Consider the following 26,682-nt stretch of genomic DNA (forward strand, 5'->3'; position numbering starts at 1 on the left):
CTTCCGTGCTCCTCTCGAAGTTCGCCGGGGAGAAACCCGGACCGGAGGACGGGAAGAACATCGCCCGCCTGAAGGAAGTGCTGAACCGGAAATACAACGTGGTCTGGCTGGAGCCGTTCGGCTACGACCGGTACTTTTCCGGGAAAGCGAAGGCGGGGGATAGGCCCGGACAGGCGGGAGTGATGCTGTGCAAGGACGCCCTCGCCAAGTTCCCGGCCCTGCCGAAGCTCCTCGGCAAATTGCGGGGGGTCATGGACAACGAGACGATGGCGTCGCTGATTTCGGAATCGGAGAAGTCCGACCCGAAAACGGTCGCCCGGCGGTTCCTCAAATCCCGCAAGCTGATTTGAAGAGACGACCCTCCCCGTGATCCGGTTCCTCGGGTCCACGAAGCTGACCATCGCCCTCTGCCTGTTGCTGGCGGCGGGCGGCGTGGCCGGCTCCCTCCTGTACCAGGGGAACACCGCTTTCGGCAAGGTTTCCTCGTTCAACGTCTTCCGCTCCCCCCTGTTCCTGGTCCCCGGAGCGCTTCTGCTTCTCAACATGCTGTTCTGCGTCGTCCCGAAGGTCCGGGAGATGCCGGCGGGGAAGCCGCGGACATGGATCTTCGCCTCCCTGCACCTGGGAATCGTGCTGGTTTCGGCGGGGCTCGCGTGGGACGGCTTGTCCGGATTCGTCGGGACGCAATACTATCCGCTGGGACAGCCGTACGCCGGCCACCGCGACTGGCGCGCGGGATCGGACGGGACGTTCCCGTTCACCGTCGAGGTGGTGAGCGCCGACGTGCGGTATCACCCGATCAACCTGCAGATCGGCGTGAAGGACTCCGCGGGGCGGAAAGTGGGACTGTTCGTCGCGCGGGAAGGCGTCCCGTTCGCCGTGGGGAAGGATGCGATGGTCGTCACCCCGCGGAAGTTCCATGTCGACGGGAAGCGGCTTCTGCTGGAGGCGAGCGTCGGCGGGGAACCGGTTCGGAGCCTCGTTGCCACGGAAGGTGCGCCTGCGACCGTTTCCGGGTACTCGATCGTCCCGGTGGCGTTCCGCGACCCTGAGCCGTCCGAATACATCGCCGCGGTGCGATTCCGGCGCCCGGGTCGTCCTCCGGAGGAGCGGACCCTCCGGATCAACACCCCCGCGACCTTCGAGGGGATCTCCTTCTGCATCGTGTCGATGGACCGCGACCGGTACGGGAACACGATCGTCGGCCTCCAGATGACGCGGGAACCGGGCGCGCCGCTGTTCTGGGCAGGGGCGCTGCTGTTCGGAGCGGCGCTGGCCGGCCAGATGTCGCTGAAGATGAGACGGGTCGCCGCGCTCTCCCCGCTCCTGCTCGCGGCGCTCCTTCCCGCGGTGTCCCACGCTTTCGGCGTCGTGGTCGACCGCGACACGACGTGGAGCGGCGAGGTCCGTGTGACCGAGCCGGTTTCCGTGGAAAAAGGGGCGACGCTGCGCATTCTCCCCGGGACCGTGGTGCTCCTCTCCGGCGACGACCGGAATCGGGACGGCTGCCCCGACGGCGGGATCCTCGTGTACGGAACGTTGCGGGTCGAAGGGGAGCGCGGCAGGCCGGTCCGCTTCTCCCGGATCGACCCGGCGAAGCCGTGGGACGAGATCTTCCTGAAGGACGCGAACGCGACGATCGCGCACGCCGTGGTCGAAGGGGCGGGGTGGGGGCTCCATATCCACGACGGGGACGTTCGCGTGGAGAGGACGGTCCTCCGGGGGAACGGCGGGGGGGCGCGGATGCGGGGGACGGGGGTCACGTTCCTCCGGTGCACCGTCTCCGGGAACGGGGTCGGGCTCCGCTTCTGGGAAGGCGGACCCCGCGTGTCCGGTTCCGTCATCGAAGGGAACGGAACCGGCATCTTCTATAGGGACGGCGCGGGGGGTGGTAAAATCACCGGAAGCCGGATATCGAACCGGGAGTGGGACGTGAAGGTCGGGGATTGGGCAGCCGGCGACCTCGACCTGTCGGGGAACTTCTGGGGCGGGGCCGGCTCGCGGGGTTCCCCCCGGGTGCGGGATTACCGCGAGCGGAAGGGACCGGGAAAGGTCGCGCTCGACGCGGAGCTCGCGGCATCGCCCCGGGATGCCGGGGCGGATGCGCCGGAGGGGATGCGATGAGCGGGCGGTGCCGGAGCCGCAGGGAGTTCCTGAGAGAAGCGGGGTGCGCGGTCGGGGCGGCGGTTCTGGGCGCCGGGATTCCGATTCCGGGGTTCGCGGCGTCCGGAAAAAGCGTCGACGTCTCGGTCGCGTCGGCCGGAGATCCCGCCGAATGCGCGCGAAGGGCCGTCGCGTCGCTGGGCGGGATGAAGTCGTTCGTCTCCCGGGGGGATATCGTCGTCCTGAAGCCCAACATCGGGTGGGACCGCACGCCCGAGCAGGCGGCCAACACGCACCCGGAGTTCGTCGTGGCGGTCGCGGAGATGTGCCTGGCGGCCGGGGCGAAGTCGGTCCGCGTCTTCGACCGCACGTGCAACGAACCCAGGCGCTGCTACGCGAGCAGCGGCATCCAGGCCGCCGTGGAGCGGTTCGCGAAGAAGGCGCGCGCGGAGGACGCGCTGCGCGTGTACCACGCGGAAGACCGGAAATTCGTCCGGACCGCCATCCCGGGAGCGCTGGTCCTCAAGGAATGGGATCTGCACCGGGACGCGCTCGAGGCGGACCGGATCGTGAACCTCCCGATCGCAAAGCACCACACGCTGGCTTCCGCCACCCTGGGGATCAAGAACATGATGGGGATCATGGGCGGGAACCGGGGACAGATCCACAACCGGCTGTCGGAGTGCCTCGCGGACATCCATCGGAGGGTCCCCGTCCACCTGACCGTGATCGACGCGTGGCGCGTGCTGATGCGGAACGGCCCTTCCGGGGGGAACCTCGCGGACGTGAAGGCGTTCGGCAAGGCGATCGCCTCCCGGGACGTGGTCGCGGCCGACGTGGTCGCCGCGGAGAGGATCTTCGGCGTCGAAGTGCAGGATGTTCCGCACGTCCGGAAGGCGCTGGAGGCGGGGATCGGGATCTCTTCCATCGCGCAGATCCGCCGGATCGAGGGTTGACCCCGCGGATCCGACGCGCCGTCTTCTCCGCGCCGGTCCTTCTCTGGCTGGCGGTTTCGGCGTGCGCGCACGCGCCGGCGGGGCCGGCCCCACCGATGCCGGGCGCCGCCGTCCTTCCGGTCGCGTACATCGCAGCCGATACGGTCTGGAGCGGCGACGTCCACATCGAAGGCGTCGTGCACGTGCGCAAGGGGGCGACGCTCACCGTCGCTCCCGGGACGCGCATACACTTCTCCGCCGCGAAGGGGTCCTCTTCGGAAGAGCACGAAGGGTTCGCGGGCGCAGGCATCCGGGTGGACGGGCGGATCGTCGCCGTCGGAACCGAAGAGTCCCCGATCGTCTTCACCACCGAGGGAAGGCCGGCCGTCCCCGGTTCCTGGGACAAGATCCTCTTCACGTTCAGCGAGGGGAACCGGTTCGAGCATTGCGTCCTCGAGGGGGCGCGGTACGCCTTCCATTCCCACTTCTCCGGGATAACCGCGCGCCGGTGCGTTTTCCGGGACAACGAGGAGGGAGTGCGTCTCGGGTTGTCGCGGGTGCGAATCGAGGATTCGGTCTTCACGCGGAACCGGGTCCGCGGGATCAACTTCCGGGAGTCCCGGAACGAGATCGTCGGGAACCTGGTGTACGAAAACGGCGACGGGATCTTCCTCCACTCGAAGAGCTCCGGTTCGACGATCCGCGGAAACGCGATCTACTCGAACCGCGGATTCAACCTGCGCCTCGGCGACCTGCACGCCGACGACGCCGACGTTTCCGGGAACTGGTGGGGGACAGCCTTCGAGGCGGACATCCGGAGCACGATCCACGACGGCGCCGCGACCCCCGGCACGGGGACCGTCCGGCTCGCGCCGATCCTCCTTCTCCCTCCCGCGACCCGTGGAGCGATCCGGGGGGTGTTCACGAGAAACCTGGTTCCGGTGGCGGGCGCGGAGGTCCGCGCATACGGTTCGGTCGCACGGGGGTTCTGGGGGGAGCTCCCGATCGCCTCCTCCCGTACCGACGAATCGGGGTACTTCCGGCTGCCGGTGCCGCCCGGGCGGTACTTCGTCGTCGGGAAGGCGGTCTCCCCGGGAGGGCGCCTGTTCGCTTTCCCGGGCCGGAACCCGATCGCAGTCGCCCTCGATGAAACGGCGGAGGTCGGGTTGCCGGCCGTCCTGCAGCCGCCGTCGAGCGCCCCTTCGGTGAAGGAGGCGCCCCGCTCCTCGATCGCGGCCAGGGCGACCATCGATGGGAGACCGGCCGCCGGCGTCTCGGTCCACGCCACCCGCCCCGACCGCCCGGATTTCCGGGGGCCCGGGGAGGCGTCGGCCGTGACGAACGCGGAAGGGGTGGCGATCCTTTACCTTCCTCCGGGGAAATATCTCCTCTCCGCGAAGAAACGGACGACCGGGGCGGCGTTCGGGATGGTGGACGAAGGGGGGCTCTTCGGCGTGTACCCGGACTCCCCGGTCGATCTGTCCGCGGGCCGCGCGGTCGCGGTGGAGATCCCGCTGTTCGAGAAGGTCGGCCTGCTCGGCGCGTCCTCCGACCGTGAAGAGGGCGGTCTCCGTGATCCCGGTCGGGACGTGTCGAAGGCGGTGGCGGAGGGCGCAACCCGCGCAAGGAGGCCGGCGGCGGAATTTCCGCCGGGGACGATCGGCGGTTTTCTCTCGGGGAAGATCACCTTGTCGGGACGCGTCGAAGTGACGGAGGATCTCCTCCTCCTCCCGGGCGCGGAGCTGTCGCTTTCCCCCGGGGCCGAGCTGCGGTTCTCGAAGAGCGAATCGACCAAGGTGGACCCGGAGTTCTACCTCGGGGGGACGGAACTGGTGGTCCGCGGCACGCTGCGCGCGGAAGGAGCCCGGTTCGTCTTCCCCGACCGGACCGGCGGGGTGGTGGTCGACGGCGGGAGGGCCGAACTTGCGGATGTCGCGATCTCCGGCGCCGAGGCGGGGCTCACGATCCTGGGGGGCGGGTCCGCGGCCTTCCACGGAACCGTCGCGGTCGAAAATTGCCGAACCGGCGTTGCGCTCTTTCCGGCACAGGGCGTCGGGTGGGAGGGGAACGGCACCGTCACGGCCAGGGGAAACGCGGTCGGGGCGGTACGGTTTCCCGGAGCCCCCGCGCTGCCGGCGGGTTTTCGGGCGGAGGAGAGCGAGGAGGCCGACGTGATCGCGTGGGCGACGCCACCCGGGGACCGGCGTGAAACAGGATCCGCGCCTCCCGCGCCGTCGCGGGGCGCCCGCAGGATCGTCGACACCTTCCTTGAAACGGATCGCACCCTGGAAGGCGACGTCGTGATCGACGGGATCGTCCGGGTCGCGCCCGGCGCCACCCTGACGCTTCTCCCGGGGACCCGCCTCTTCTTCACATTCCGGGACACCGACGGCGACGGGATCGGGGAGAACGGGATCTTCCTGCAGGGGAACCTCCGCGCCCGGGGGACGGCCGATCGGCCGATCGGGTTCCACCCGGAGGCGGGGCGCGGCCCGGGACGCTGGGACTCCATCAATTTCATGGCGAGCGACCGCGGGGAGAACGTCCTCGAGCACGTCGAGATCGTCGGGGCGTACCGAGGGCTCCACGCCCACTTCAGCCGGCTCGAGGGGAGGTTCGTCCGGATCGCGGAGTGCAACCGGGGCGTGCAGTTCCAGGAGTCGGAAGTGTCCTTCATGCACCTTCGCATCGCCTCCTCTTCGAGCGCCGTCCGGTGCCGCGACTCCGAAGTCCGGATCGACGGGTTCGAGGCGAGCGACACCGTCTCGGGGGGGAACTTCTTCCGCAGCCGGGTTTCCCTCTCCGGGGTCCGGACCGATCGCTCCGGGTGGTACGGTTTCCGGTTCCGCGAGAGCCGGGTGGATCTCCGGGACGGCGGTGTGGCCGGATCCCTGGTCGGCGTGTCGATCCAGGAAGGGGAGATTTCCGCGGAAGGGATGGAGTTCGTCGGAAACGGGCTGGCCGCCGTGGGTGTGCTGGATGGGGATGTTAAACTGGAGGGATGCGCCCTGAACGACAGCCGCGTCGACGGGATCGGGGCGACGCGGGGGAAGATATCGGTCCGGGGCGGGGAGATCGCGCGGTACGGCCGGCACGCCGTCAAGCTGGGCGGTCCGGCGGAGGTGGCGTTGCGGGGAACGAAGGTGTCGGGGGGAGCGGGCGCATCCCCCGTGATGTATTACGACGGGCGCGCGTCCGCGGGGCTCGGGACGGTTCGCGTTGAGTAGAACGACCCGGGTCGTCTTCCTCCTGCTCCTGGCGGGTACCGCCGCGGTGATCCTCAATGCCGTTTTCCGCCCGCCGAAGGCGCCGCTGCGCGTCGCGTTCCAGGTGTGCAACTCGATCGAGGAGAACCGGGAGCGGTTCGAACCGCTGGTCGCGTACCTCGAGACGACGCTGGGACGGAAGGTGATCGCGAGCCACGTCAACACGTTCGACTTCGTGGAGCGCGCGCAACGCAAGGAGTTCGATGTTCTCCAGGCGAACGGATACATCTACGTCACCGTAAAGGAGAAGGGCGGCGCGACGCTCCTGGCCCGGGAGGTCAAGCGGGACACGGGGAAGGACACCGGGGGGCTGATCGTGGTCCGCGCCGATTCGCCGGTCCGGGCGCTTGCGGATCTGAAGGGGAGGAAGATGGCGTTCGGCCCCGTGCTGTCGCCCGGCGGGTACCTGGCCCAGTACCACGCGATGCTGTCGGCGGCGCTGGACCCGGAGAAGGTCCTCGGGAGCTACACGTTCCTGCCCGGGGCGTGGCAGCACGAGAAGGTGGTGTACTCGATCCTGTACGGGGCGGTGGACGCGGGGGCCGTCAAGGTGGGCGACATCGAACGGATGGAGGCGGAAGGGAAAGTGCGGAAGGCGGACTTCCGGGTGATCGCGGCGTCGGAACCGGTTCCAAACTGCACCTTCTTCGCACTACCCCATGTGGACGCGGAGACGGGAACGCGGGTTCGGGAGGCGCTCCTTCGGCTGTCCGAAAACGATTTCGCTGCAGTAAACGGGGAGCGTCTCAACGTATTGAAGAGGGACGGGACGAGAGGGTACGTTCCGGCGGCCGACGGGGAGTTCGACGTGTTGCGGAAGATGGCGCGGGCCGCGAACCTCCCGCCATACGAAAAATATTAGAGGGAACGGAGCCGGATGGAGACGATCTCGGGCAAGCCGCTGACCGTGCTGGCCGTACTCCTCGCCGGGGTGTCGATCGCCGGCGTCTTCGGGGTGGCGATTTCCGGAGGGATCGAGGTTCCGGGGCGGACGCCCCGCGGGGACGTCGCCGCGGAAGGGAACGGCCCGGAGAGGGCGGCGGCCGAAGTGGCGCTCGCCCGCTCGGCGGAACAGTCCGGGAACGTGGCGGACGCGCTGGCGCACTACCGGGCGGCGGCGCTCCTCGATCCCCGCGTCGTGGATCCGCGGTCGCCGCTCTTCCTCGGCCCCGGATTCGAGGCGCGCCTGAAAAAGTGGGTCGGGGGGCAGAAAACGGGCGGCGCCCAGGCCCGCTCCGACGCGGCGTACCTTTTCCGCCGGATGTACGGGGGGTGCGGGTGAACCTTCGGCGGATCCTCTACCCGGAGTCTGCCGGGGCGCTCGCCCTGTACGGAGGGGTGTTCGGGGCGGTCGCCGTCCTGCTCGTCAGGCTGGGAAACCCGGCGGGAACGGGCCTTTGCGCCTCCTGTTTCCTCGTGAACGTCGCCGGCGCGCTCCACCTCCACGCGAAGGAGTCCCAGAGTTACCTGCGCCCCGAGATCCTCGGGATCGTCCTCGGCGCATTCTTCGCGGCGTTCGCCGGCGGGGAGTTCCGCGCGAGGGGCGGCGGATCGGCGATCCCCCGGTTCCTCGGGGGGGCGTTCCTCATCTTCGGGTGCGAAGTGTTCCTCGGTTGCCCGATCAAGGCGCTGCTCCGGACCGCCGGGGGCGGCGCGACGGGCGCCGTCGGTCTTGCCGGACTCGTGGCGGGGGTGCTTTTCGCCGCGCTCTACGTGCGCGACGGATTCGCTCTCCCGGAAGCGCGGCAATTGCCGGAAGGCGCGGGGCTCGCGCTGCCGACGGCGGCGTTCCTCCTGCTGCTGGCGGGAGCGACGGGCGCGGAAGCGCTCGCCGCCCCGGGATTCCCCGGGGGGGCGCGCCACGCTCCGTTCGCGGTTTCCGCGGCGGCAGGCCTGTTTTTCGGCGCGGCGGGGCAACGGTCCCGGTTCTGCGTGACGGGAAGCGTCCGCACGGCGTTCCTCGCCCGCGACTTCCGCGAAGCCGCCGGGACGCTGTCGTTTCTCCTGGCCGCCCTGCTCCTCGCCGCGTTGTCCGGCTCCTTCACCCCGACGCTTTCGCTGGAGCCGGGTGCGCACACCGACCTGGTCTGGGCGTTCCTGTCCCTTGCGATGGTGGGATTCGGCGCGATCCTGATCGGCGGGTGCCCGTTCCGGCAGATCGTGCTGGCATCCTCTGGGGAGATGGACGCCGCGGCGGCGGTCGTCGGCATGCTCCTGGCCGCCGGGCTCTCCGTCCGCCTCGGGATCGGCTCCTCTCCGGCGGGCGTGACCGGCGCGGGGAAGGCGGCGGTCCTCCTCGGTTTCGCCTTCTTCCTCCTCCTCGCCGCATGGAAGCGGAGGAGGGAGTAAGGGATGGCCACGGCGGTCGTTCTCGCGAGGATGTTCCTGGAAGAGGTGTGGCACGTGCTGCCGTACTTCTTGATCGGGGTGTTCCTGGGAGCGGTCATCCGTACCTTCCGCCTCCACGTCCGCATGCGGGACAAGCTGGGCCGATTCGGTGGGCTCGCGGTCCCGGCCGCCATCCTGATCGGCACGATCAGCCCGTTGTGCTCCTGCGGGTCGATCCCCCTGTTCGTCTCGCTGCTCTCCTCGGGAGTCCCGCTGGCGCCGGCGCTGACGCTCCTGCTGGTGTCGCCGCTGATGAGCCCGAGCGGGTACGCGATCACCGCGTGGGAGCTCGGCCCCGCGTGGGCGAACCTGAAGCTGTTCTCGGCGCTCTTCATGGGATGCTTCGCGGGCGGCATCACGCTCCTGCTCGAGCGGCGCGGCTTCTTCGGGAACCCCGGGGTGCTGCGGACGGAGTACGGGAAGGTCGACATCCACGCGCCCGATTGCCCGGGGGAGCTGTCGTGCCGCTGCGGCGACCAGTGGAGCAACCGGCTGGCCCGGAAAGGACACGGCACGGCGGTCGTCTTCCTCGCCAAGGCGTGGGAGCTCACCGTGACGACCGGGAAGTTCACGCTGATCGGGGTGGCCGCCGCGGTCCTGGCGGAGCGGTTCATACCGCGGGAGTGGATCGCCGGGCACCTCGGGACCGGGTCGCCGGCCAACGTGGTGACGGTCACGCTCCTCGCCGTTCCGCTGCACGTGAACGAGATCACCGCCGCCGCCATCCTCTACAGCCTCCTGGGGCTGGGGCTGGCGAAGGGGCCGGCGCTCGCCTTCCTGATCGGAGGCCCGGCGACGTCGATCCCGGCGATGTCGGTGCTTTTGACCATGTGCCGCCGCCGGGTGGTGGGGGTGTTCCTCGGGCTGTGCCTCGCGGGCACGCTGATCCTGTCGCTGTCGTTCCAGGCGGCGATCGACCGGTTCCCCGCGTTTTCCACGCTCTTCGACTACGTGAAGTAGGGAGGTTTCCGATGATCCTGCCCAAGCGCAACCCCGAGGTCGTCTGGCGTCTGGAGAAGGGGATCCACGCCATGGCGTGGGACAAGGCGCGCAAGGAGGAGGATTTCGAGGACGTCGGGGTGTTGACGCTGATGGTCCAGGGCGGGATCCACCAGCTGAACCTGGTGGGGGCCGAGATCTGGACCCGGATCAACGGGATCAACACCGTCTCGAAGATCTCCGCGGAAGTGTCGGCGCTGTTCGGATGGGAACCGGGGGAGACGGAAGAGGCGGTGCTCGAGTTCCTGAAAGGGATCGAGGAGAAGGGGTGGGTCACGCTTGCGCCCGCTCCCGGCCGCGCGCCCGCCCCGGGGGGAAGGGCGTAGCCGATGCTTCCGTACCTCCCCTCGCCCGTCACCGTCAACTGGGGGATCACGGCGCGCTGCAACTTCGTCTGCAGCCACTGCTTCTCCCGCCTCGACCCGTCCCCGGAGCTGTCGCCCCCGGAGGCGAGGCGCGTGGTGGACATCCTCGCGGAGCGGTCGGTGATGTTCCTCAACTACGGGACCGGCGAGCCGCTGCTCCGCCCGGACCTGTTCACGCTTACGGAGCACGCGGTGGGGAGGGGCTTGAAGGTCACGATGAACAGCAACGGATCGCTGATCGACGCGGCCGCGGCCCGGAGGATCCGCGAGGCGGGGTTCCACTCCGTGGGGATCAGCATCGATTCGGCGTCGGCGTCCGTCCACGACTCCTTCCGGAGGATGCCCGGCAGCTTCGGCAAGGCCGTGAAGGCGGCGCGCCTGCTGCGGGAAGAGGGGATCGCCCTCACGATCTCGTCGGTCGTCTGCAAGGTGAACCACGACGATTTTCCGGCGCTGGTCGCGCTGGCGAAGGAGCTCGGGGCGGGGACCATCGACCTGCACAACTTCAAATGCTCCGGCATGGGGGGGCTGAACAAGGAGGCGTTGGACCTGTCGCCCGCGGAGTGGAAGGCGTTCTACCAACGCGCGGTGCCCCTCCGCGACGCGGAACACGGCATCGCCATCGCCTTCGACGACCCGATCCTCTCGTTGCTGGGCGGGGAAGACAGGGGCCGGCTCGTCGCCGGATCGGTGTGCGGAAAGTTGTCCCTCTACATCAAGCCGAACGGGGAGATCACCCCGTGCGGTTTCATCCCGGTGACGATCGGCCATATCCTGCGGGACGATTTCGGCGAGGTGTGGCACGGGTCGGAGCTGCTCGCCCGGCTGCGAACCAAGGCGGCGGCCGGGAAATGCTCGGGATGCGCGAAATTCTCCTCGTGCCTCGGCGGCTGCACCGCCCGCGCGTTCGCCGTGTACGGCGCCTGGGACGCTCCCGATCCCCATTGCTGGTCCGACGGGAAATCCTGACGCAAGACGCTCCGCCGCACGCCTCCCGCGGTAAAATGTCCGGACTCGTCGCATTCGGGAGAGGAACATGGAGTTTTCGCTGCCCATACGCATCCGGTGGGACGTCGATTTCCGGGGGCGGTCCGGCCGGGTGAAGCGGATCGCACGCCGCGTCGCGGAAGCGTCCCCGCTCTTCGTGGAGCTTCACATTTCCGGCAATCGCGGATGGAAGGAGTTTCCCGCGATCGTCGCGGAACTCCAGAAGGCGGGGTGCCGGGTTTCCGCGCACATCGCCCTTTTTCCGGAAGCCGGGGCCGCTCCCCGCAGGGGGTACCCGGTGGATTTCGTCTGGGACATCGGACGAACCGCGGGATTCGTCCCGCGACTTCCGGACGGGGCCACCGCGGTCTCCTTCGTTCCCGACGACGAATCGGCGGAAGAGCTGCCGGAAGTGCTCACGGAGTTCGCGGAGTGCGGGATCTCCGACCTGCACCTGGTGAACGTGAACGCGGTCCGTTCGATCGCGGAACGCGGGCACGTGCCGGTTCCGGCGATCGGCAAGCTCCGGGAGGCCGTGGCGGAGACCGCCTCCAGGGGGACGGCGCTCGAAGGAAAACGGCTGGTGGTGCACGACTACTTTCTCTGGAAGGCGCTCTCGGACATGTACCCGGGGACGACGGGAGAGCGCGTCGAGTTCACCGGGTGCCAGGCCGGCACCGCGCTGGCCTTCGTGGACTGGGAAGGGAACGTGTACCCGTGCGACTCCCTCCCGATCCGGCTCGGCAACATCGAGGAGTCCGCCTTCATCGACGTGTGGGATTCTCCGGTGCGGTCGCGGGTGGTCGATTCCATCCGGGGAACGCCGTGGGCGTGCGACGGGTGCGGCGAATACCGCGGGTGCTTCGGCGGTTGCCGCGGCATGGGGTACCTGGCGGCGGGTTCCCTCGATGCGCCGGACCCGGCGTGTCCTTCGGTCCCCCGCACCGATCGTTGAATACGCCTCGGGTAATATGATGTAATCCACCGGATGGCCTACGAAGACGACTCGAGGCTTGCGCGGAAGGCCCAGCGGGGGGACCGCGAGGCGTTCGAGGTCATCCTGACGCGATACGAACGACCGATCTTCTCCTTCATCTACCACTTCTTCCACAACCCTTCCCTCTGCGAAGACCTGACCCAGGAGACGTTCCTTCGCGCGTGGAGGTTCATCAAATCGTTCCGGCCGAAGGAAAAACTTTCGACCTGGCTCTTCTCCATCGCGAAGAACCTCTGCATCGACGAGCTGCGGCGGATGCAGAAGGGGACCACCGTCGACATCGACGCCGTGGATCCCGAAGCGCTCGTCTCGGAGGGCGACCGTGCGGGAGACCCCCTGGACGCGTCGATCCGGCTGCAGGAGGGGGAGATGCTTCGGAAAGCGATCGCACGGATGCCGGATAAATACCGGGCGTGCATCATCCTGTTCTATTTCAACGAGCTCAGCTACGAGGAAATCGCGCAAGTCATGGATATTTCCCTCAGCAACACGAAGATTCTCCTGTTCCGGGGGAAAAAGATGCTCGCCGGCCTGTACAGGGAGGACCGGGGCGGAAAAGTGTAACAATCCGGCCCGGTGGATGTAGTAAGGGATGCACGGTACAAGGGGGAGGGTGTTTTGACCGGTTGCCGGAAATACGAAGGGATTCTCGCGAAATACCTGGACGGGGACGCGCTGCTCCAGGACCGGGAGGAGCTCGAACAGCATCTTTCCGTCTGCCCCGACTGCGAGCGGCTGTACCTTGAGCTGTCCGACGTGGACCGGGCATTGCGGGAGCATCCCGGGAAGCAGGTCGATCTCCCGCCGTACCTTCACGCACGGATCGTGGCGAACCTTCCGGAGAAGCAGGAATTTCCCCTTTGGGCATCCTGGGGCCGCCGGGCCGCGGCATTCGGCGTGGCCGTCGCCGGGGTCATCGCCCTGGCGATCGTTCTCCGGCAGGGGGATGGCACGCGGGTCGACCGTGTCGCCTCCGCCCCTTCCCCCGCGCCCGTGGTTCAACCCTCCGCACCGTCCGGTCCGCGGGAGATCCCCGTCCTTTCTTCCCCCGGTGAGCCTCGGGAACTTCCCGCCCGGAAGCCGGAACCGGATGGCGGCGGCAAGCGGGGAACCGAGGTGGCCTCCGCCCCGAAAGTGCAGGTGATCAAGGAAGTGAAGATCTTCTTCTACTACCCGCCGGCGCGGACCGTCGCCGTGACGGGCGACTTCAACAATTGGGACGCGAACGGCGTGCCGCTTGCGGTCGCCGGAAAGCCCGGCCTGTGGGAAACCGAGCTGCGGCTCCCCCCCGGCGCCTACTCGTACAACTTCATCGTTGACGGGGAGCTTCTCGTCCCCGACCCGAACTCGCCGAACCAGATGCCGGACGGGTACGGCGGGACGAACTCGATCCTGCTGGTGCAGGGGGAGACGGCGATATGAGGTATCCGCTGTCGGGTTTCTTCGCGGCCCTGGCCGTTATCTGGCTGGTCGCCGTTCCCCCGGCCGGCGCACAGCTCACCGGGATCGACGACCTGTGCCGGCTCCACGGGATCGGGGACGACGAAAGCATCGTCAGGATCCGCACCGCCTATCTGCAGGCGATGGAGACGGGTATCTCGGAAGAGATCCTCTTCCCGTTTGTCGAGGATGTCCTTCGGCACAAGCTCAACTGCGGTCAGATGGTGCGGGTGCTCGACGTCACGGCGCGGTTGAGAAAGGCGGACCTGCCGTACTTCGTCGTATTCAGCAAGGTGAGGGAGGGAGTCGCCAAGGAGGCGCCTCCGGCCCGGGTGGTGGAGGCCGCCGAGGCGAAATTTAAGACTTTATCGGAATCCCGCGATGTTTTAAAATCTCTCGGGTCGATGGGATACGGCATCCGCGACCCGCAGAACGCCGCGGTGGTGGTTTCCTCCTACATCGAAAGGGGATACGCCCCCGCGGAAATCGTGACGCAGATCAGGAACAAGGGGATCCAGGGGGGGGGATTTGCCGCGTTGTCCGGCGTGCTGGAGAAACCGGTGAAACGGAAAGCGCACTGACCTTGCCGGCGCGCAAAAAGAGGCCCGCCCTCGGCGCGGCGTCGCGGCTGCCGCTCGCGGCGGTCCTTTTCGCCGCCGGAATCCTCGTCGCCGTCTCCTGGTCCCCGGCGAGCGCCGGAGTGTCCGGCACGCTGCACGACTTCTCGAAGGACGGCCCCTACGGGCTTTCCACCCCGATCGCCGCGTCGGGGGCCTGTTCCGGGTGCCACATCCCGCACGGCGCCGATCCGAACGCTCCCATCTGGGCGCGAAGCCTGGCGGATTACATATCGGGGCTTACGGTGAACGGAGACACGGCGGGCAAGCCGAACTACGTTCTCCCTCCCACCCGCGCCTGCTACGACTGCCACGACGACCAGAGCTCCTTCCAGAACAACAAGCCGACGGGCTGGGGATTTTCGGCATCCCACACCCCGCCCGACATCGCCTTCGGGACCCAGGGACCGAGGGCGGGAAAAACCGGGTATTACGAGAACAACCCGCCGAGCTCCGACACCTACGGTGCGGATCCGTCGCTGAGGCCGCTTGCCACATGGCCGACCGACAACACGGCTTTGAACAAGACCGGCGGCCACTACTTCAAATGGGGCGATCCGACGGGGAGCACCAACGACACGTTCGACATCGGCGACAAGCTTCCGTGCAGCGATTGCCACGACCCGCACTCGGGCTCGGGCTTCCAGGCGTTCATCCGCTCGAACCTCCCAAACAGCGGCGCGAACCCCGGACTCGGATCTTCCTACTCCTCGGTGACGGCGAGCAGCTTCATGTCGAACAACAGCGGGATCACCCGCAGCAACTCCGAGAGCCGGAAGATCTGCGTTGCGTGCCACGGCTACTCGAACAACGGCACCCCGGTCAAATATTACGCGATCAATCCAGCCGCGTACGCCAACAACACCGACAACGTTCCGAGGCCGCCCCCGTCGGTTTCGGACCACGACAGCTCGGCGACCTCCGTCGCATGCGTATCGTGTCACGACCACAACACGGTCGGCGCCTCCTGCTCGACGTGCCACGGATACCCCCCGCCCGGGTATCCCGCCGGGAACACCCCTACGGCGTACTCTTCCGGGGCGGACAGCCACGCCCGGCACAGAAACGGCTACGCGTACGCCTGCGGCGTCTGCCACACCGGAAACGCCCACCAGGACAACAACGTGCAGGTGTCGTTCGATACGACCATCCTCGGAGGGCGGCTCGCCCTGGGGTCTTCGACGAATCCGTCCCCCCCGAAACGGGTGCCGGCGGGCGGGACCCAATGCTCGAACATCTACTGCCACAGCTCCGGCCGCGACGGGATCACCCCGTCGTCGAATCCGACCCATTACTCCACGGTCCAGTGGGGCGTGCAGTCCGGGCAGGTGATGTGCGACGGTTGCCACGGAAAATTCACGGTCGGCTCCGGCGGTGATTTTCTCGCGGACAACACGAGCATGCGGTACGGAGCGCCGAACTACGTCAATTCGGGAGCGCCGGGCTCCGCGACCTCGAACTCCCACAGGGCCCACGTAGGGACGTACGAATGTTCCGTCTGTCACGGGAGCGCTTTCGGCGATTACAACCCGGTATCCAGGACACGGACGATCTCGAGCGTCGCCAACCACGTGAACGGCACCCGCAACATATCGTTCACCGGGCCGGCGTTGGGAGGATCGGTAAACTACGATTCCGCCACGAAGACGTGCACCGTTCCCTCCTGCCACGGCGGAGGCGCGCCGCAGTGGGGAGGAAGCCTCACGGGCTGCTCCGACTGCCACCTGTCGTCGAGCCCGGACTCCGACGTGTACCTGAACCACTCGGCGAGCAACAACCTGTACGACGCAAACCAGGCGGGGAACATCAACATCACCGAATGGCAATATTCCGGACACGGGAAGACGACGGGCACGTACGACGTATCAGGCCGCCCCGCCGCCAACTTCTCGGGGGGAGACCCCTGCTACTTCTGCCACAACCCGTACGCGCTGCACGACAACACCTCCAACCCGTTCCGGTTGAAGGACCAGACCGGGGCGGCCGCGTACCTTTCCGACAAGGGGTGGAACGCGACGTGCCTGGTGTGCCACTACCATGCCACGGCACCGGTCGGCTACAACCCGTTCGGCGGGGCCGCCGTGAAGGCGACGGCGGCGTTCACCGACAACAACCATTACGGCGCGGATCATGTCGCCGCGGGGACGAACGGCGGAAAGCTCTGCTGGGACTGCCACGATCCGCACGGCGACCGGCCGTCGTCCGGCGTGAACAACATCTACATGATCCAGGGGGGTGGCAGCCGCACCGCTCCTGCCGTCGGACAACTGCTCAGGCAGAGCGACGGCACCTACGGGTTCCGCGGCACAGCGGGGACATTGACGACCAACGCTCCAGCGTTCATCGCGGCCGCCACGGGGACCGACTACGTGGACAATACCGGCGTCAACAGGAACGGGATCTGCCAGGTCTGTCACACGACCGCCTCCCACTGGACCGCGACGAGCGGCGACGGGCACAACGCCGGAGCCCGTTGCACCCAGTGCCACACGCACGATTCGGGATTCGCCCCGTCCGACTGCAGGGGGTGCCACGGGGGGAACGACGGTTTGACGGGGGCGGCGGGAGCGCCATTCGTCACGAGGTACTGGGGGGATTCCGGGACGACGGGGATCAAGAGCGGGCACGGAAGGGCGACCAGCCCCGCGATCGGGTGCGGGGATTGCCACGACGCGACTCTTCCGGGAGGGAGCACTCACAAGACGAACAACACATCGGGGACGGCGCCTTTCAACATCAACACCGAACATTGGCAGGGCAAGACCCGCACGGCCGATACGGATCCCAACACGAACACGTCCCACCTGATAGCGGCCTATATCGGTACCGGCACCGACGCGCAGAAGCAGATCGCGTTCGACGACGCATGTTACAGTCGCTGCCACCAGGGGAAGGGCATTTCGAATCACCGGCATACGAAACAGTCCCCGCTTTACATGGAGTTCGGAAGGAAGGGGACGACCTCGAACCCGAAGCAGTACGTCTGGAACAACAACGGTTCCTGGGACTACAAGAACGAATTCTACAAATCGTGGAGCCCCTGGACCATCCGCGACCTGACGACGGATGCGACCTACCCCGGATCGATGCCTTCCACGCACTATGGAACCTGCGTCTCCTGCCACGACCCCCATGGAACGGGGATCACGGACAACACCGTCACCAACAGCGGACCGAGCTCGGGGACGTGGACGAACCACATGGTCCGGGGGAAATGGAAAACGGACACGGCGGCCTTCTGCAACGGCGCCTGCCACAGGAAACCGTAAAGATTCCATGGGAATGATCCGAAATACGCCTCGGACGGCCGGCACGCCGGTCGCGGTGCTCCTGCTCGTGATCGTTGCCGCTTGCGCGTCCGTGGAGCCTCGCAAGCCCGCTCCCTCCCTGGAAGGAAGGATCCAGGGACAGCTGATACCGCAGGATAATTCGATCCGGCTCGGCGGCGTGGAAATCCGGGCCGCTGGGAAAACCACGGCTACCGATGAGGAAGGGCGGTTCGCCTTCGACACGCTGCCCCAGGGGAAGATCTCGATCGTCGCCGAAAAAAGAGCCGGCCGGGAAGATGCCGGCAGAATGATGGGAATCACTGTTGTTTATATCGGGGAAAATCCCGTCCAGTTCAAGGTGCCGTTCAGGGACGCGGCGTTCTTGGACCGGTTCTGCGAGGATTGCCACCCTTACCGGCCGAAACAACCCATCCGGCAGGGGCAGGTCATACGGGATGTGCATGTTTCGGGGATCGTACCGAATAAGGCGACGAAATGGCCGGAAAGCCTCGATTCGAAGGGGCGGGTCACCTGTGAAAGTTGCCATACGCTCCACGAGACCACCAAGTTCGGGAAATTCCTGGTCGACCTGAAATCGGGTCCGCTGTGCAAGAAATGCCACTGAGGATGCTCGGAAAGTAACGAATTTTTCGTTTTTCCGTATTCGTATTCATTGGCGGTCGGTTCGCGAGCGGTGGACTGCCCAACGTACACGGGAGGGATCGATGGAGACGGGAAAAAGGCAAACGGTCGCCCTGATCGGGGGATTTCTCATGTTTGCCGTTTTGATCACGGCCTTCCCGGGCGGTATGGGTATGAACGAAGCGCGGGCCGCGCACTCGGACTACATGGGAGGAGCACAGGGGTGCGACGCCTGCCACAACCTGGCCTACACGGCGGTCGATCCCACGCCGTACACGAGCTACATCCTGAACAGCAAGCTGATGGAGATCAAAGGGCTGAACGCCGGTACCACCCCGGACCTGATGCCGTGCACGTTCTGTCACAGCTACACCACCGCGGCCCGCCGGCAGTTCATGACGAACTGGAACGTGATGAAGGAGGAGCGGAGCCAGTTCACGGGGACGGAGGGATACAACGATCCGAAACGCCATCACCCCGTGGACCGGTCCTACGACCTCGACGATCCGGTCCGCCGGAACGTGAACCTGTATCCGTACGAAGTGAACAACATCACGATGTCGCCATGGCTCGGGAGCGATCCGTACAGAAGCTGGACCAAGCCGGCCAGCCAGATGGCGTGCACCGATTGCCACGACGTGTCCCTCTACACGGCGGCCTATCCGGACCACCCGGCGTTGTGGAACGCGGACAACACGCCGATCACCTCCTCATCCCGTTACAACAATCCGTTCATGCTCCGGAACGTGACCTCCTGGACCTGGTCCGGCGCCCCCTCGCAGCCGACGGGGAACGCTCCGGATTCCTTCTGCCTCCAGACCTGCCACAACAGCACTTTCGGGCCCGCCACGAAAATGGGCCATTACGGCTGGGGTGCGTACGGGTTGAACGGAAACGTCCTCCGGGAACCGGGCGGCACCCCGCTGAAGAAATCGTCTTGCGTCGATTGCCACGAGGTCCACTTCTCCGGCAACACGACTCCCGGCCTGATGGGGGAGGGAAGATCCTCCAACAATACGATCGACGATCAGAACTGCACCTCGATTTGCCACGACGATACGAACTGGATCGCCAGCGGGCACAAGAAAGGGCTTGCAGCGAACTACACATGTTCCTCGAACTGCCACACCACGGCGGTGTCGCACCGTGAAGCAGCGAACCCGCTCCGCCTGTCCGGCGGCGAGGACGCGATCAAATCCGACCTCTCCACCAACGTGGCGAGCGACAACGCCGACAACGACTACAACGGCCTGGCCGACGACGCGGGCGAGTCCGCGTTCCGGAGGAGCAGGTCCTCGAACTGCAACAACTGCCACCAGGAGCACGGGTACCACAAGGGGAAGATCGTAAGCGCCACCGACAAATCCGCGGCGTGCACGGATTGCCACGATCCCCATGGGAAGGGCGTTTTCAACGGGACCGACAACAACGCGTACATGATCCGGGCGACCGTGATCGGGAAAAACACGGTCTATCGCGGGAAGACCGACTTCTACACCGTCGCCGGGACCGGGGTCTGCGACAACCCGAACTGCCACGGGAAGCCTCTCGGTCCGAAGGGGACCGCCGGCACGATCATGGAGGATGTCGCCGAGCACCGGACCAACGTCACCGTAACCTTCAACTCCGACTGCACGATCTGCCATTCCCACTCCGGTCCGGGGCCGCAGACGAGCTTCGCCCCCAACTGCAACGGCTGCCACGACTACGCGGGGCAGCCGCACAAGGCCGGCGCGCACGTGCTGAGCCCGGTGCACGACAAGCACTACAAGACATTCGCGGACAACGGGTACGAGTTTTCCTGCTCCTCGTGCCACATGGACAATATCCACAACGAATCGATTGTATCGGTGCCGACCCAATGGGGAGACCCGAGCCACACGGATCTCATGATCAGCAACAACGTGCAGGTGAAATTCGACGGCCTGAACCCCGCCGGAACGTACTCCCCGGCCGCCGGGAGCCGCACGGCCCCCGCCGCGGGAACGTGCTCGAACCTCCGGTGCCACGGGGCTACCCTTCCGGCGAACGCGAAGGGAACGAACCAGACCCCTTCCTGGGACTGGAACCAGCGGTCGACCGGCGCGTGCGGTACGTGCCACCGGGTCTACGCCTCCGCTCTGAAGATGGCCACCGGCGCCCATCGGGATCATGCCGACTCCGCCGCGGGCTACGGTTTCGGCTGCAACACGTGCCATTACGAGACCACTCCCGACGGCCTGACGATCCCCCTTACCTCCGCTCGCTCCTTTCACATCGACAACAGTTCCCGGGTGACGTTCAACACGTCGGATTGGCGGTTTACCGGGGCCGGCGCCGGATCGTACACGGGCACGACGACGATCGGGGACGCCGGCGGCACGTGCACGAACGTCTACTGCCACAGCAAGGCCTCAGCGAAAACGAATCCGTACGGCGGCCTCGTGGTGACCCCGGGCTGGGACAACACCACGGCACTGGCATGCTCCGCCTGCCACGACGCCCCCCCGGCGTACACGAGCGGGACCCCGAAGGCGAACACCCACGCGAAGCATTCCACCGCGCCTGCGGCATTCGGATGTCAGGTGTGCCATTGGAGGACGACCCAGGACGGGACGTCGGTGCCGCAGTCCGGGAAGGCAAGCCATGTGAACGGCGAGTGGGATGCCGTCTCCGAAGGGGATGTCGCCGCGAACCCCGGCGCGACCGCGAAGCAGCTTTCCCACAACTTCGCCTACGACAACTCCCTGAAAACGTGCAACTCCGCGGCGTGCCACGGCGGATGGCTGGTGGGGAACCCGAACGTCCCCGCCTGGGGCGGCGGCACGATCGGCTGCCAGACCTGCCATTCGAACAGCGCGGGCGTGGCGGTTTCCGCGGATACGGACGAGTTCGTCTGGGACAACGGGGTGATGTCGAAGGTCCACCCCGGGGAGTACGGCGGTTTGAGCAGCGGCGCCGGGCACGGCCGCAGCGGCAGCGCTTACGCGTCGGGGCGCGCTGCGGCGGGTTTTGCCGGGCCGGCTCCGGACGCGACCGGCTGCCTGTACTGCCACACGACGGGCGTGGGTCATGGGGATTCGACGAACCGCTTCCGCCTGGCGAACAAAGGGCCGGCGAGCGGCGTCCAGGACAACGGGTGGAACAACGTGTGCCTGCAGTGCCACGCCACGGGCGGCGCGGGATTCAATCCAGGCACGGGATACGGGTCGAAGGACGCCACGTCCACCTTCGTGGACGACAACCATTACGGGTACAAGCACACGGCAGGCACGATGGGAGGGACGTTCTGCTGGGACTGCCACGATCCCCACGGGGACACGAACGCGTACATGACGCACTCGGGCGACGGGACGGCTCCCGGGAAGGGAGTGACGTCGGTGTCGGACGGTGTGTTCGGGATCCCGACGACGTCGCGCCCGGTGTGGGTAGGGGACGTGTCGGCGGCCACGGGCGGGGGGTACACCTCGGCCGACCTGGTGGCGTCGACGACGAACAGCGTCGTTGCGGACGGGACGTACCAGGGGCTGTGCCAGACGTGCCACGCGGCGAGCGGTGGTGCAAACTACTACAGGCGGAACCTGTACACGGCGCTTACCGGCCACAACGGGGCGGACACGCAGCTCTGCACGTCCTGTCACTCCCACAACGCCGGCTTCTCCCCGTCGTGCAACGGGTGCCACGGCGAAGCGTCCGCTTTGAGCGGCGCGCCGCCGTTCGCTCCCTTCGGCGGCAACCGGATCTGGCCGTCCACGGTGGACAACTACGCCGTCCTCGCGGGATTGGGGAACCATCGTTCGCGGCCGGCCAGCGGAGTCGACAATTCGGGACACGACCCGTTCACCGGAGCCACCTCCGGCTGTGTCGAGTGCCACACGAACACTCCCGGCGGCGGTGCGACGCACAACCAGGCGACGAACGTGAACGCCCCGATGACGAACATCTCCAATCACAACTGGTACGCGGGGGCCGCGGCGTCCTGGTCCCGGGGGACCCTCGACGGCGGGGTGGCGGGGGGGAGCGTCGTGGACGACTCCTGCTCGAACATCAACTGCCACAGCCCGTATTACGGCACTCCCGCGAACCAGTACAAGTCGGGCACCCCGGCTCCGTACACGCGGTATTGGCTGAACATGACGCTGTGGGACTGCTACACGTGCCACGCCTACGACGGTCGCACGGCGACCTCGCGTCCGGCGGGGGCCGACAACACGATATCTACCGGAATGCATTCCCGGCACGTCGGAACCTTGCAGTACGCCTGCTCGCGGTGCCACGACGTGACGGGGTATTCGGCGGCGTCGCTGACGGGGAACCACAAGAACGGTTTTGTGAACTGGAGTTTCGCCGGTTCCCTCAACCCGTATGGGTCGACTCCTTCCTACAGCGTCGCCACCGGGTCCGCCGCGCCGACCGACGACAACGCGGCCGCCGGCCACCGTTCCTGGGGCAGCTGCTCCAACCTGTACTGCCACAGCATCGGCCAGAAGGCGACCGGTGCGGTGTTGACCGGGGCGGCGGGGGAGTATCTCGTCCCTGCATGGGACAACGTCCTGAGCGGGCAGTGCGGATCGTGCCACAGGTCCGACGGGGTCCAGGGCACCGCCACCTGGATGGACAGCGCGGGGCACAACAAGCACCTTTCGCTCCCCTACAGGAACTACTACACCTGCTCCACCTGCCACAACGGTCTGGGATCCGGCGCATCGTCCCATGTGGACAACCAGGTGAATCTCGCCTTCGGAACGACCTTGAACGGAACGACGATCGGCGCGACGTACAACCAGGGGAACACGCATCCCGTGGGGAACGGCCTCGGGACCTGCACGGCGACCTACTGTCATGGTACCGGGACCCCGGCGCTCACCGGTGGCGCGAACCAGGCGGGCGTTCCGAACGTCCCCGCCTGGGGAACCGCATCCACCGCGCTCTGCGGGTCGTGCCACGGCGGGTACGGAGGAGCGGTCAACTATCCCGGGAAGGCATCGAATTACCCGACCAGCGGCGCGCACGCGCGGCACATGAACGACCTGTCCGGTCCGATGATATCGGCATGCTACGACTGCCACGCCTCGACCCACGCCGACGGGAAGGTGGATTTCCGGACGCGGTACGACAACACGACGGCGACGACCTTCGCGCTGACCCAGACGTGCGACCCGTGCCACGGGACCGGCGTTGCGACGGCAAAGGCGAACTGGAACACGGTGGGCTTGGTGGACTGCCTGACGTGCCACGGATCGACGGCGGCGTACACGAATGCCAACGCCACCGGACGCGTTGCGCCGAACGTGGGGGGAGACAATTCGACCTACGGAGCGAACGTGCGGGGGCACAACCGCCCGACGGCGAGCGGCGTGTACCCGGTGACGTCCAACCCGGCGGCGAACCGGACGTGCGAGCACTGCCACAATCTGTCGATCGCGCACATCGACGGGACGGACAACACGACGTACGCGGGGAACCGGTTGTGGGACAACGTGAACGGGGTCAGCGGCATATCGACGGTGTCGGGGATGTGCGCGGCGTGCCACACGACGTCCGGGAGCAGCCCGGCGACGAAGAAGGGGATCAACACGCACGGGAACGCGGGGTACCCCGGGCGTCTCGAGGCGGTGTTCACGGCCCTTTCGTGCAACCAGTGCCACGAGCCGCACGGGATGGTGAACGTTTCGGCCGCTCCGGCGGGTTTGAACCTGTGGATGATCAACCCGACGATCACGGTGGCGACGGGCGTCACATCGTCGCCGGTGCGCCTGTTCGCGAAGTCGGGGGCGAATTCCTTCGACAGCACCGGGACCGCTTCCGACATCTGCCGGGTGTGCCACGCCAACACGTCGAATCCCGGATATCCGATGGCGTACAACGTCGGCGGGCAGCACGCGGCGCCGGGGTATGCGGGGAACGAGACGGGGAAGGACTGCTCCAGTTGCCACTCGCATAACCAGGACGGCGCGATCGGTACGGTGGACGGGTTGATGCCGCTGGAGTGCAACGGATGCCACAGCTATCCGGGGCTGGACAACACGGGCGCCAACCTGAAGCAGATGAGCGTCGGGCACTGGAAACACGTCGGTCAGCCGCTCCCGGTGGGCGATGCCGCGAACAACAAGGGGTTCGACTGCACGCTGTGCCACTACAACTACACGCACAACGAGTCGGGCCTCGCGAAGGGGCAGGCGTGGCCGGCCGCGTATTTCGACAACGTGAACGTGAACTTCGACCCGTCGTGGAACCCGGGGAGCACGACGTATCGCGGCCTCGCGGTGCCGACCACCGGGAACGGCGGGACGGGAGCCTGCGCGGGGCTGTACTGTCACGGCGGAAACGCGACCCTGAACCCGGGCTGGGCCGGTTCGTCGACCTCGCCGGCGTGGAACGGGACGCTGGCGTGCGGTACGTGCCACGACACGGGGATCGCGGACACCACCCCGGGGACGCTCTTCTCGACGAAGAACCACCCGGTGCACATCGACAACGTGGGCAAGCCGTATGGCCCGGAGACGTGGCGGTTCAGCGTCGGGACGAACTGCTCGGAGGGTACCGGCTGCCACACGCGGTACGACCTGACTCCGGGCGGCCTGCACGTGAACAACGCGAAGGATCTTCGTTCGACGCCTTCGGACAACGGGTACGTCGCGGCGACGCTCGCCACGACGCAGGTGTGCCGGAACTGCCACAGCACGTACACGTCGGTGAGCATCCCGGTTTCCGGCGATGCGCAGGTGCGGACGCAGGCGAACTGGGACAATCCGGGGTATTTCGTGGATTGCCTCACCTGCCACAACGGGACGGCCGCCGGGACCCAGGCCACCGCGCGCATCGACGGGAGCGGCGGCGTGGCGGCGGCCATCGAGGGAACGATTTCCACCATGGGGCACGGAACCGCCGGGATCGGGTGCGGCTGGTGCCACGGCGACATCGGGCATCTGGGCGCCAACCGTCCGGTGAACTCGAACCCGTACCGGCTGACCGGGTACTTCTTCACCGGGACATACCCTCCGATCACAACGCTGGGGGGGATCGACTACATCTGCAACTACTGCCACGCGATGTTCGGGCCGCCGGACCACACCTGGCGCGTTTCGGGGAGCGGGGCGTACGGTCCGGAAGCCAAGGGGGCGGCGGATACGCACCCGACCACCGTCCTCGGAGTCGGAACGGACAAGGACCGGTGGTACCAGTTGCCCTCCAGCCCGCACATACCGCTGTACGGGGACCTGATGGACAACAACTACAACCGGTCGGGCGGGACGAACAACTATGTGCTGTGCGTCTCGTGCCACGATCCGCACGGCGTCGGCGCATCCGCGGTTCCCTCGTCGGTTCGCAGGTTCTCCGGCCAGAACACCGATCCGAAGGGGACCAAGGCGCTCCGGTTCAACTATTCGGTCGGTGCGCCCACCGCGCTCTGCTCGCAGTGCCACAAGTAGGACGGGACCCAGGGAGGTTCGAAGATGGACAAGCGTGATCGTTACCGGGCGGCACTTCTCGTCCCGGTTCTCCTGGCGGCACTTGCCGGACCGGCGTGGGCGGCGACGCCCGGGGCCAAGGCAAGCCACCATCCAGGGCAGGACTGCTCCGGGTGCCACAAGATCCGTGGAAAGTCGACGGGGGGGACGCCCGCGAAATCCTCTCCCGCGACGCCTGCCAAGGGGACTGCGCCGGCGGCGACTCCATCCGGCGCTACTCCTGCGAAGGGAGCCCCCCAACCTCGATGATGGGCGGTTGCCACAGCGTTGCCGCCAGGGGAGCGGCCTGGGCACGAGGGATGGCGGCGGCCATCTCCCTCCGGATCCTGCTGCTGCCGTTCACCGCGGGAGCCGCGGACGTGCGGGTCGTAACCACCGCGGACGGACTTCCGTCGAACTGGGTGACGGCGCTTGCGCCGGAGCCGGGGGGGAAACTGTGGGTGGGGACCGGAAACGCCGGGGTATACCTGTTCGAGCCGGCCACGGGGAAAGGGAAAGGGTACCGTGTCGCCGACGGGCTTTCTTCCGACGAGACCACATCCATCGCCCTCTTCCGGGGGAAAGTGTACGTCGGTACCGCCGCCGGACTCTCCGTGTTCGACGGCTCCAAATGGGAGTCCATCACCAGGATCGAAAACGTGACCTTGCGGAATGTCCGGCTCGCCGCCTCGCCCGGCGGGAAGGAGTTGTGGGCCTGCTCCGTCTACCTCGCCGGGGGGACGGTCCGTTTCGATGGTACGAACTGGAAATTCATGGGGGGGAAGGGGCGCGGCCTGTTCAACGATATCGAATCCTTCGCGTTTCCGCCGACGGGCGTGGTGATGGCGGGCGGATCGGGAATCCCTTACCTGTACGCGGGGGACGAAGTGAAGGTCATCGGCGAGGGCCTGCCTCCGATGAGCCTGTTCGCCGTCGCGGAGAAGGAAGAGGCGCTTCTGCTCGGCTCGAGCCGGGGGATGTACCGATTCGACGGGAATAAGTGGAAAGAGATGCCGCTGCCGCCCGCGCTCGCCGGATCGTCGGTTTTTTCGATCGCGGTGCAGGGTGGAAGGGTGATTGCCGGCTCCGACAGGGGAATCGTCCTCGTTGTGGATGGATCAGCGCGTTTTTTAAGCCGGAACGAGGGCCTGCCGGCCGACCGGGTCACCGCGGTCGCAATCCTGGACGGCAGGGTCGCGGCGGGAACCGCCCGGGGACTTGCGTTGATCTCGAACTGGTGAGCG

General features: G+C 67.0%; 18 protein-coding genes. All 18 read left to right on the forward strand.

Going from position 1 to position 26,682, the window contains the following annotated elements:
• Positions 1 to 350, forward strand: a 350-nt coding sequence (locus HZB86_01020; GenBank protein MBI5904129.1) for a hypothetical protein, incomplete at its 5' end; no start/stop codon positions are given.
• A 16-nt stretch (positions 351 to 366) separates the two neighbouring features.
• The gene (locus HZB86_01025; GenBank protein MBI5904130.1) at positions 367 to 2,124 is read left to right on the forward strand and encodes a right-handed parallel beta-helix repeat-containing protein; all 1,758 of its coding nucleotides are present in this window, start codon (positions 367 to 369) and stop codon (positions 2,122 to 2,124) included.
• Positions 2,121 to 3,059, forward strand: a complete 939-nt coding sequence (locus HZB86_01030) for a DUF362 domain-containing protein (protein MBI5904131.1) — start codon at positions 2,121 to 2,123, stop codon at positions 3,057 to 3,059. Before HZB86_01025 ends, HZB86_01030 begins: the two co-directional genes overlap by 4 nt.
• Positions 3,056 to 6,265, forward strand: coding sequence for a right-handed parallel beta-helix repeat-containing protein (locus HZB86_01035; protein ID MBI5904132.1), 3,210 nt, complete (start codon positions 3,056 to 3,058; stop codon positions 6,263 to 6,265). Before HZB86_01030 ends, HZB86_01035 begins: the two co-directional genes overlap by 4 nt.
• The gene (locus tag HZB86_01040; protein MBI5904133.1) at positions 6,258 to 7,166 is read left to right on the forward strand and encodes a phosphate/phosphite/phosphonate ABC transporter substrate-binding protein; all 909 of its coding nucleotides are present in this window, start codon (positions 6,258 to 6,260) and stop codon (positions 7,164 to 7,166) included. Before HZB86_01035 ends, HZB86_01040 begins: the two co-directional genes overlap by 8 nt.
• 15 nt (positions 7,167 to 7,181) lie before the next feature.
• On the forward strand, positions 7,182 to 7,586 hold the full coding sequence (locus tag HZB86_01045; GenBank protein ID MBI5904134.1) for a hypothetical protein: 405 nt from the start codon (positions 7,182 to 7,184) through the stop codon (positions 7,584 to 7,586).
• Positions 7,583 to 8,653: a YedE-related selenium metabolism membrane protein gene (locus tag HZB86_01050; GenBank protein ID MBI5904135.1), complete on the forward strand. Its 1,071-nt coding sequence runs from the start codon at positions 7,583 to 7,585 to the stop codon at positions 8,651 to 8,653. Before HZB86_01045 ends, HZB86_01050 begins: the two co-directional genes overlap by 4 nt.
• 3 nt (positions 8,654 to 8,656) lie before the next feature.
• Positions 8,657 to 9,652, forward strand: coding sequence for a permease (locus HZB86_01055; GenBank protein MBI5904136.1), 996 nt, complete (start codon positions 8,657 to 8,659; stop codon positions 9,650 to 9,652).
• A gap of 11 nt (positions 9,653 to 9,663) precedes the next feature.
• Positions 9,664 to 10,017 (forward strand): PqqD family peptide modification chaperone, encoded by a 354-nt coding sequence (locus tag HZB86_01060; GenBank protein MBI5904137.1) that lies wholly within the window; start codon positions 9,664 to 9,666, stop codon positions 10,015 to 10,017.
• A 3-nt stretch (positions 10,018 to 10,020) separates the two neighbouring features.
• On the forward strand, positions 10,021 to 11,025 hold the full coding sequence (locus tag HZB86_01065) for a GeoRSP system radical SAM/SPASM protein (protein ID MBI5904138.1): 1,005 nt from the start codon (positions 10,021 to 10,023) through the stop codon (positions 11,023 to 11,025).
• A gap of 67 nt (positions 11,026 to 11,092) precedes the next feature.
• On the forward strand, positions 11,093 to 11,998 hold the full coding sequence (locus HZB86_01070; protein ID MBI5904139.1) for an SPASM domain-containing protein: 906 nt from the start codon (positions 11,093 to 11,095) through the stop codon (positions 11,996 to 11,998).
• A 33-nt stretch (positions 11,999 to 12,031) separates the two neighbouring features.
• Entirely contained in the window at positions 12,032 to 12,604 is a 573-nt protein-coding gene (locus tag HZB86_01075; protein ID MBI5904140.1) for a sigma-70 family RNA polymerase sigma factor, read from the forward strand.
• A gap of 54 nt (positions 12,605 to 12,658) precedes the next feature.
• A complete protein-coding gene (locus HZB86_01080) occupies positions 12,659 to 13,462 on the forward strand; it encodes a zf-HC2 domain-containing protein (protein MBI5904141.1) in 804 nt (267 codons plus the stop codon).
• The gene (locus HZB86_01085; GenBank protein ID MBI5904142.1) at positions 13,459 to 14,061 is read left to right on the forward strand and encodes a hypothetical protein; all 603 of its coding nucleotides are present in this window, start codon (positions 13,459 to 13,461) and stop codon (positions 14,059 to 14,061) included. Before HZB86_01080 ends, HZB86_01085 begins: the two co-directional genes overlap by 4 nt.
• A 2-nt stretch (positions 14,062 to 14,063) precedes the next feature.
• Entirely contained in the window at positions 14,064 to 17,366 is a 3,303-nt protein-coding gene (locus HZB86_01090; protein ID MBI5904143.1) for a CxxxxCH/CxxCH domain-containing protein, read from the forward strand.
• 13 nt (positions 17,367 to 17,379) lie between these two features.
• Positions 17,380 to 17,991 carry a carboxypeptidase regulatory-like domain-containing protein gene (locus tag HZB86_01095; GenBank protein MBI5904144.1) on the forward strand — a complete coding sequence of 204 codons (612 nt, stop codon included), beginning with the start codon at positions 17,380 to 17,382 and terminating at the stop codon, positions 17,989 to 17,991.
• A 190-nt stretch (positions 17,992 to 18,181) separates the two neighbouring features.
• Positions 18,182 to 25,420 (forward strand): CxxxxCH/CxxCH domain-containing protein, encoded by a 7,239-nt coding sequence (locus tag HZB86_01100; GenBank protein MBI5904145.1) that lies wholly within the window; start codon positions 18,182 to 18,184, stop codon positions 25,418 to 25,420.
• Positions 25,421 to 25,572: 152 nt separating this feature from the next.
• The gene (locus HZB86_01105; protein ID MBI5904146.1) at positions 25,573 to 26,679 is read left to right on the forward strand and encodes a hypothetical protein; all 1,107 of its coding nucleotides are present in this window, start codon (positions 25,573 to 25,575) and stop codon (positions 26,677 to 26,679) included.
• Positions 26,680 to 26,682 lie beyond the last annotated feature (3 nt).

The sequence above is a fragment of the Deltaproteobacteria bacterium genome, assembly GCA_016234845.1.
Classification (GTDB): Bacteria; Desulfobacterota; Deferrimicrobia; order Deferrimicrobiales; family Deferrimicrobiaceae; genus JACRNP01.

Coding starts and splice junctions, on each gene's coding strand:
- HZB86_01030 (MBI5904131.1), top strand. CDS start 2,121: ATGAGCGGGCGGTGCCGGAGCCGCAGGGAGTTCCTGAGAGAAGCGGGG.
- HZB86_01045 (MBI5904134.1), top strand. CDS start 7,182: ATGGAGACGATCTCGGGCAAGCCGCTGACCGTGCTGGCCGTACTCCTC.
- HZB86_01055 (MBI5904136.1), top strand. CDS start 8,657: ATGGCCACGGCGGTCGTTCTCGCGAGGATGTTCCTGGAAGAGGTGTGG.
- HZB86_01060 (MBI5904137.1), top strand. CDS start 9,664: ATGATCCTGCCCAAGCGCAACCCCGAGGTCGTCTGGCGTCTGGAGAAG.
- HZB86_01065 (MBI5904138.1), top strand. CDS start 10,021: ATGCTTCCGTACCTCCCCTCGCCCGTCACCGTCAACTGGGGGATCACG.
- HZB86_01070 (MBI5904139.1), top strand. CDS start 11,093: ATGGAGTTTTCGCTGCCCATACGCATCCGGTGGGACGTCGATTTCCGG.
- HZB86_01075 (MBI5904140.1), top strand. CDS start 12,032: ATGGCCTACGAAGACGACTCGAGGCTTGCGCGGAAGGCCCAGCGGGGG.
- HZB86_01085 (MBI5904142.1), top strand. CDS start 13,459: ATGAGGTATCCGCTGTCGGGTTTCTTCGCGGCCCTGGCCGTTATCTGG.
- HZB86_01095 (MBI5904144.1), top strand. CDS start 17,380: ATGATCCGAAATACGCCTCGGACGGCCGGCACGCCGGTCGCGGTGCTC.
- HZB86_01100 (MBI5904145.1), top strand. CDS start 18,182: ATGAACGAAGCGCGGGCCGCGCACTCGGACTACATGGGAGGAGCACAG.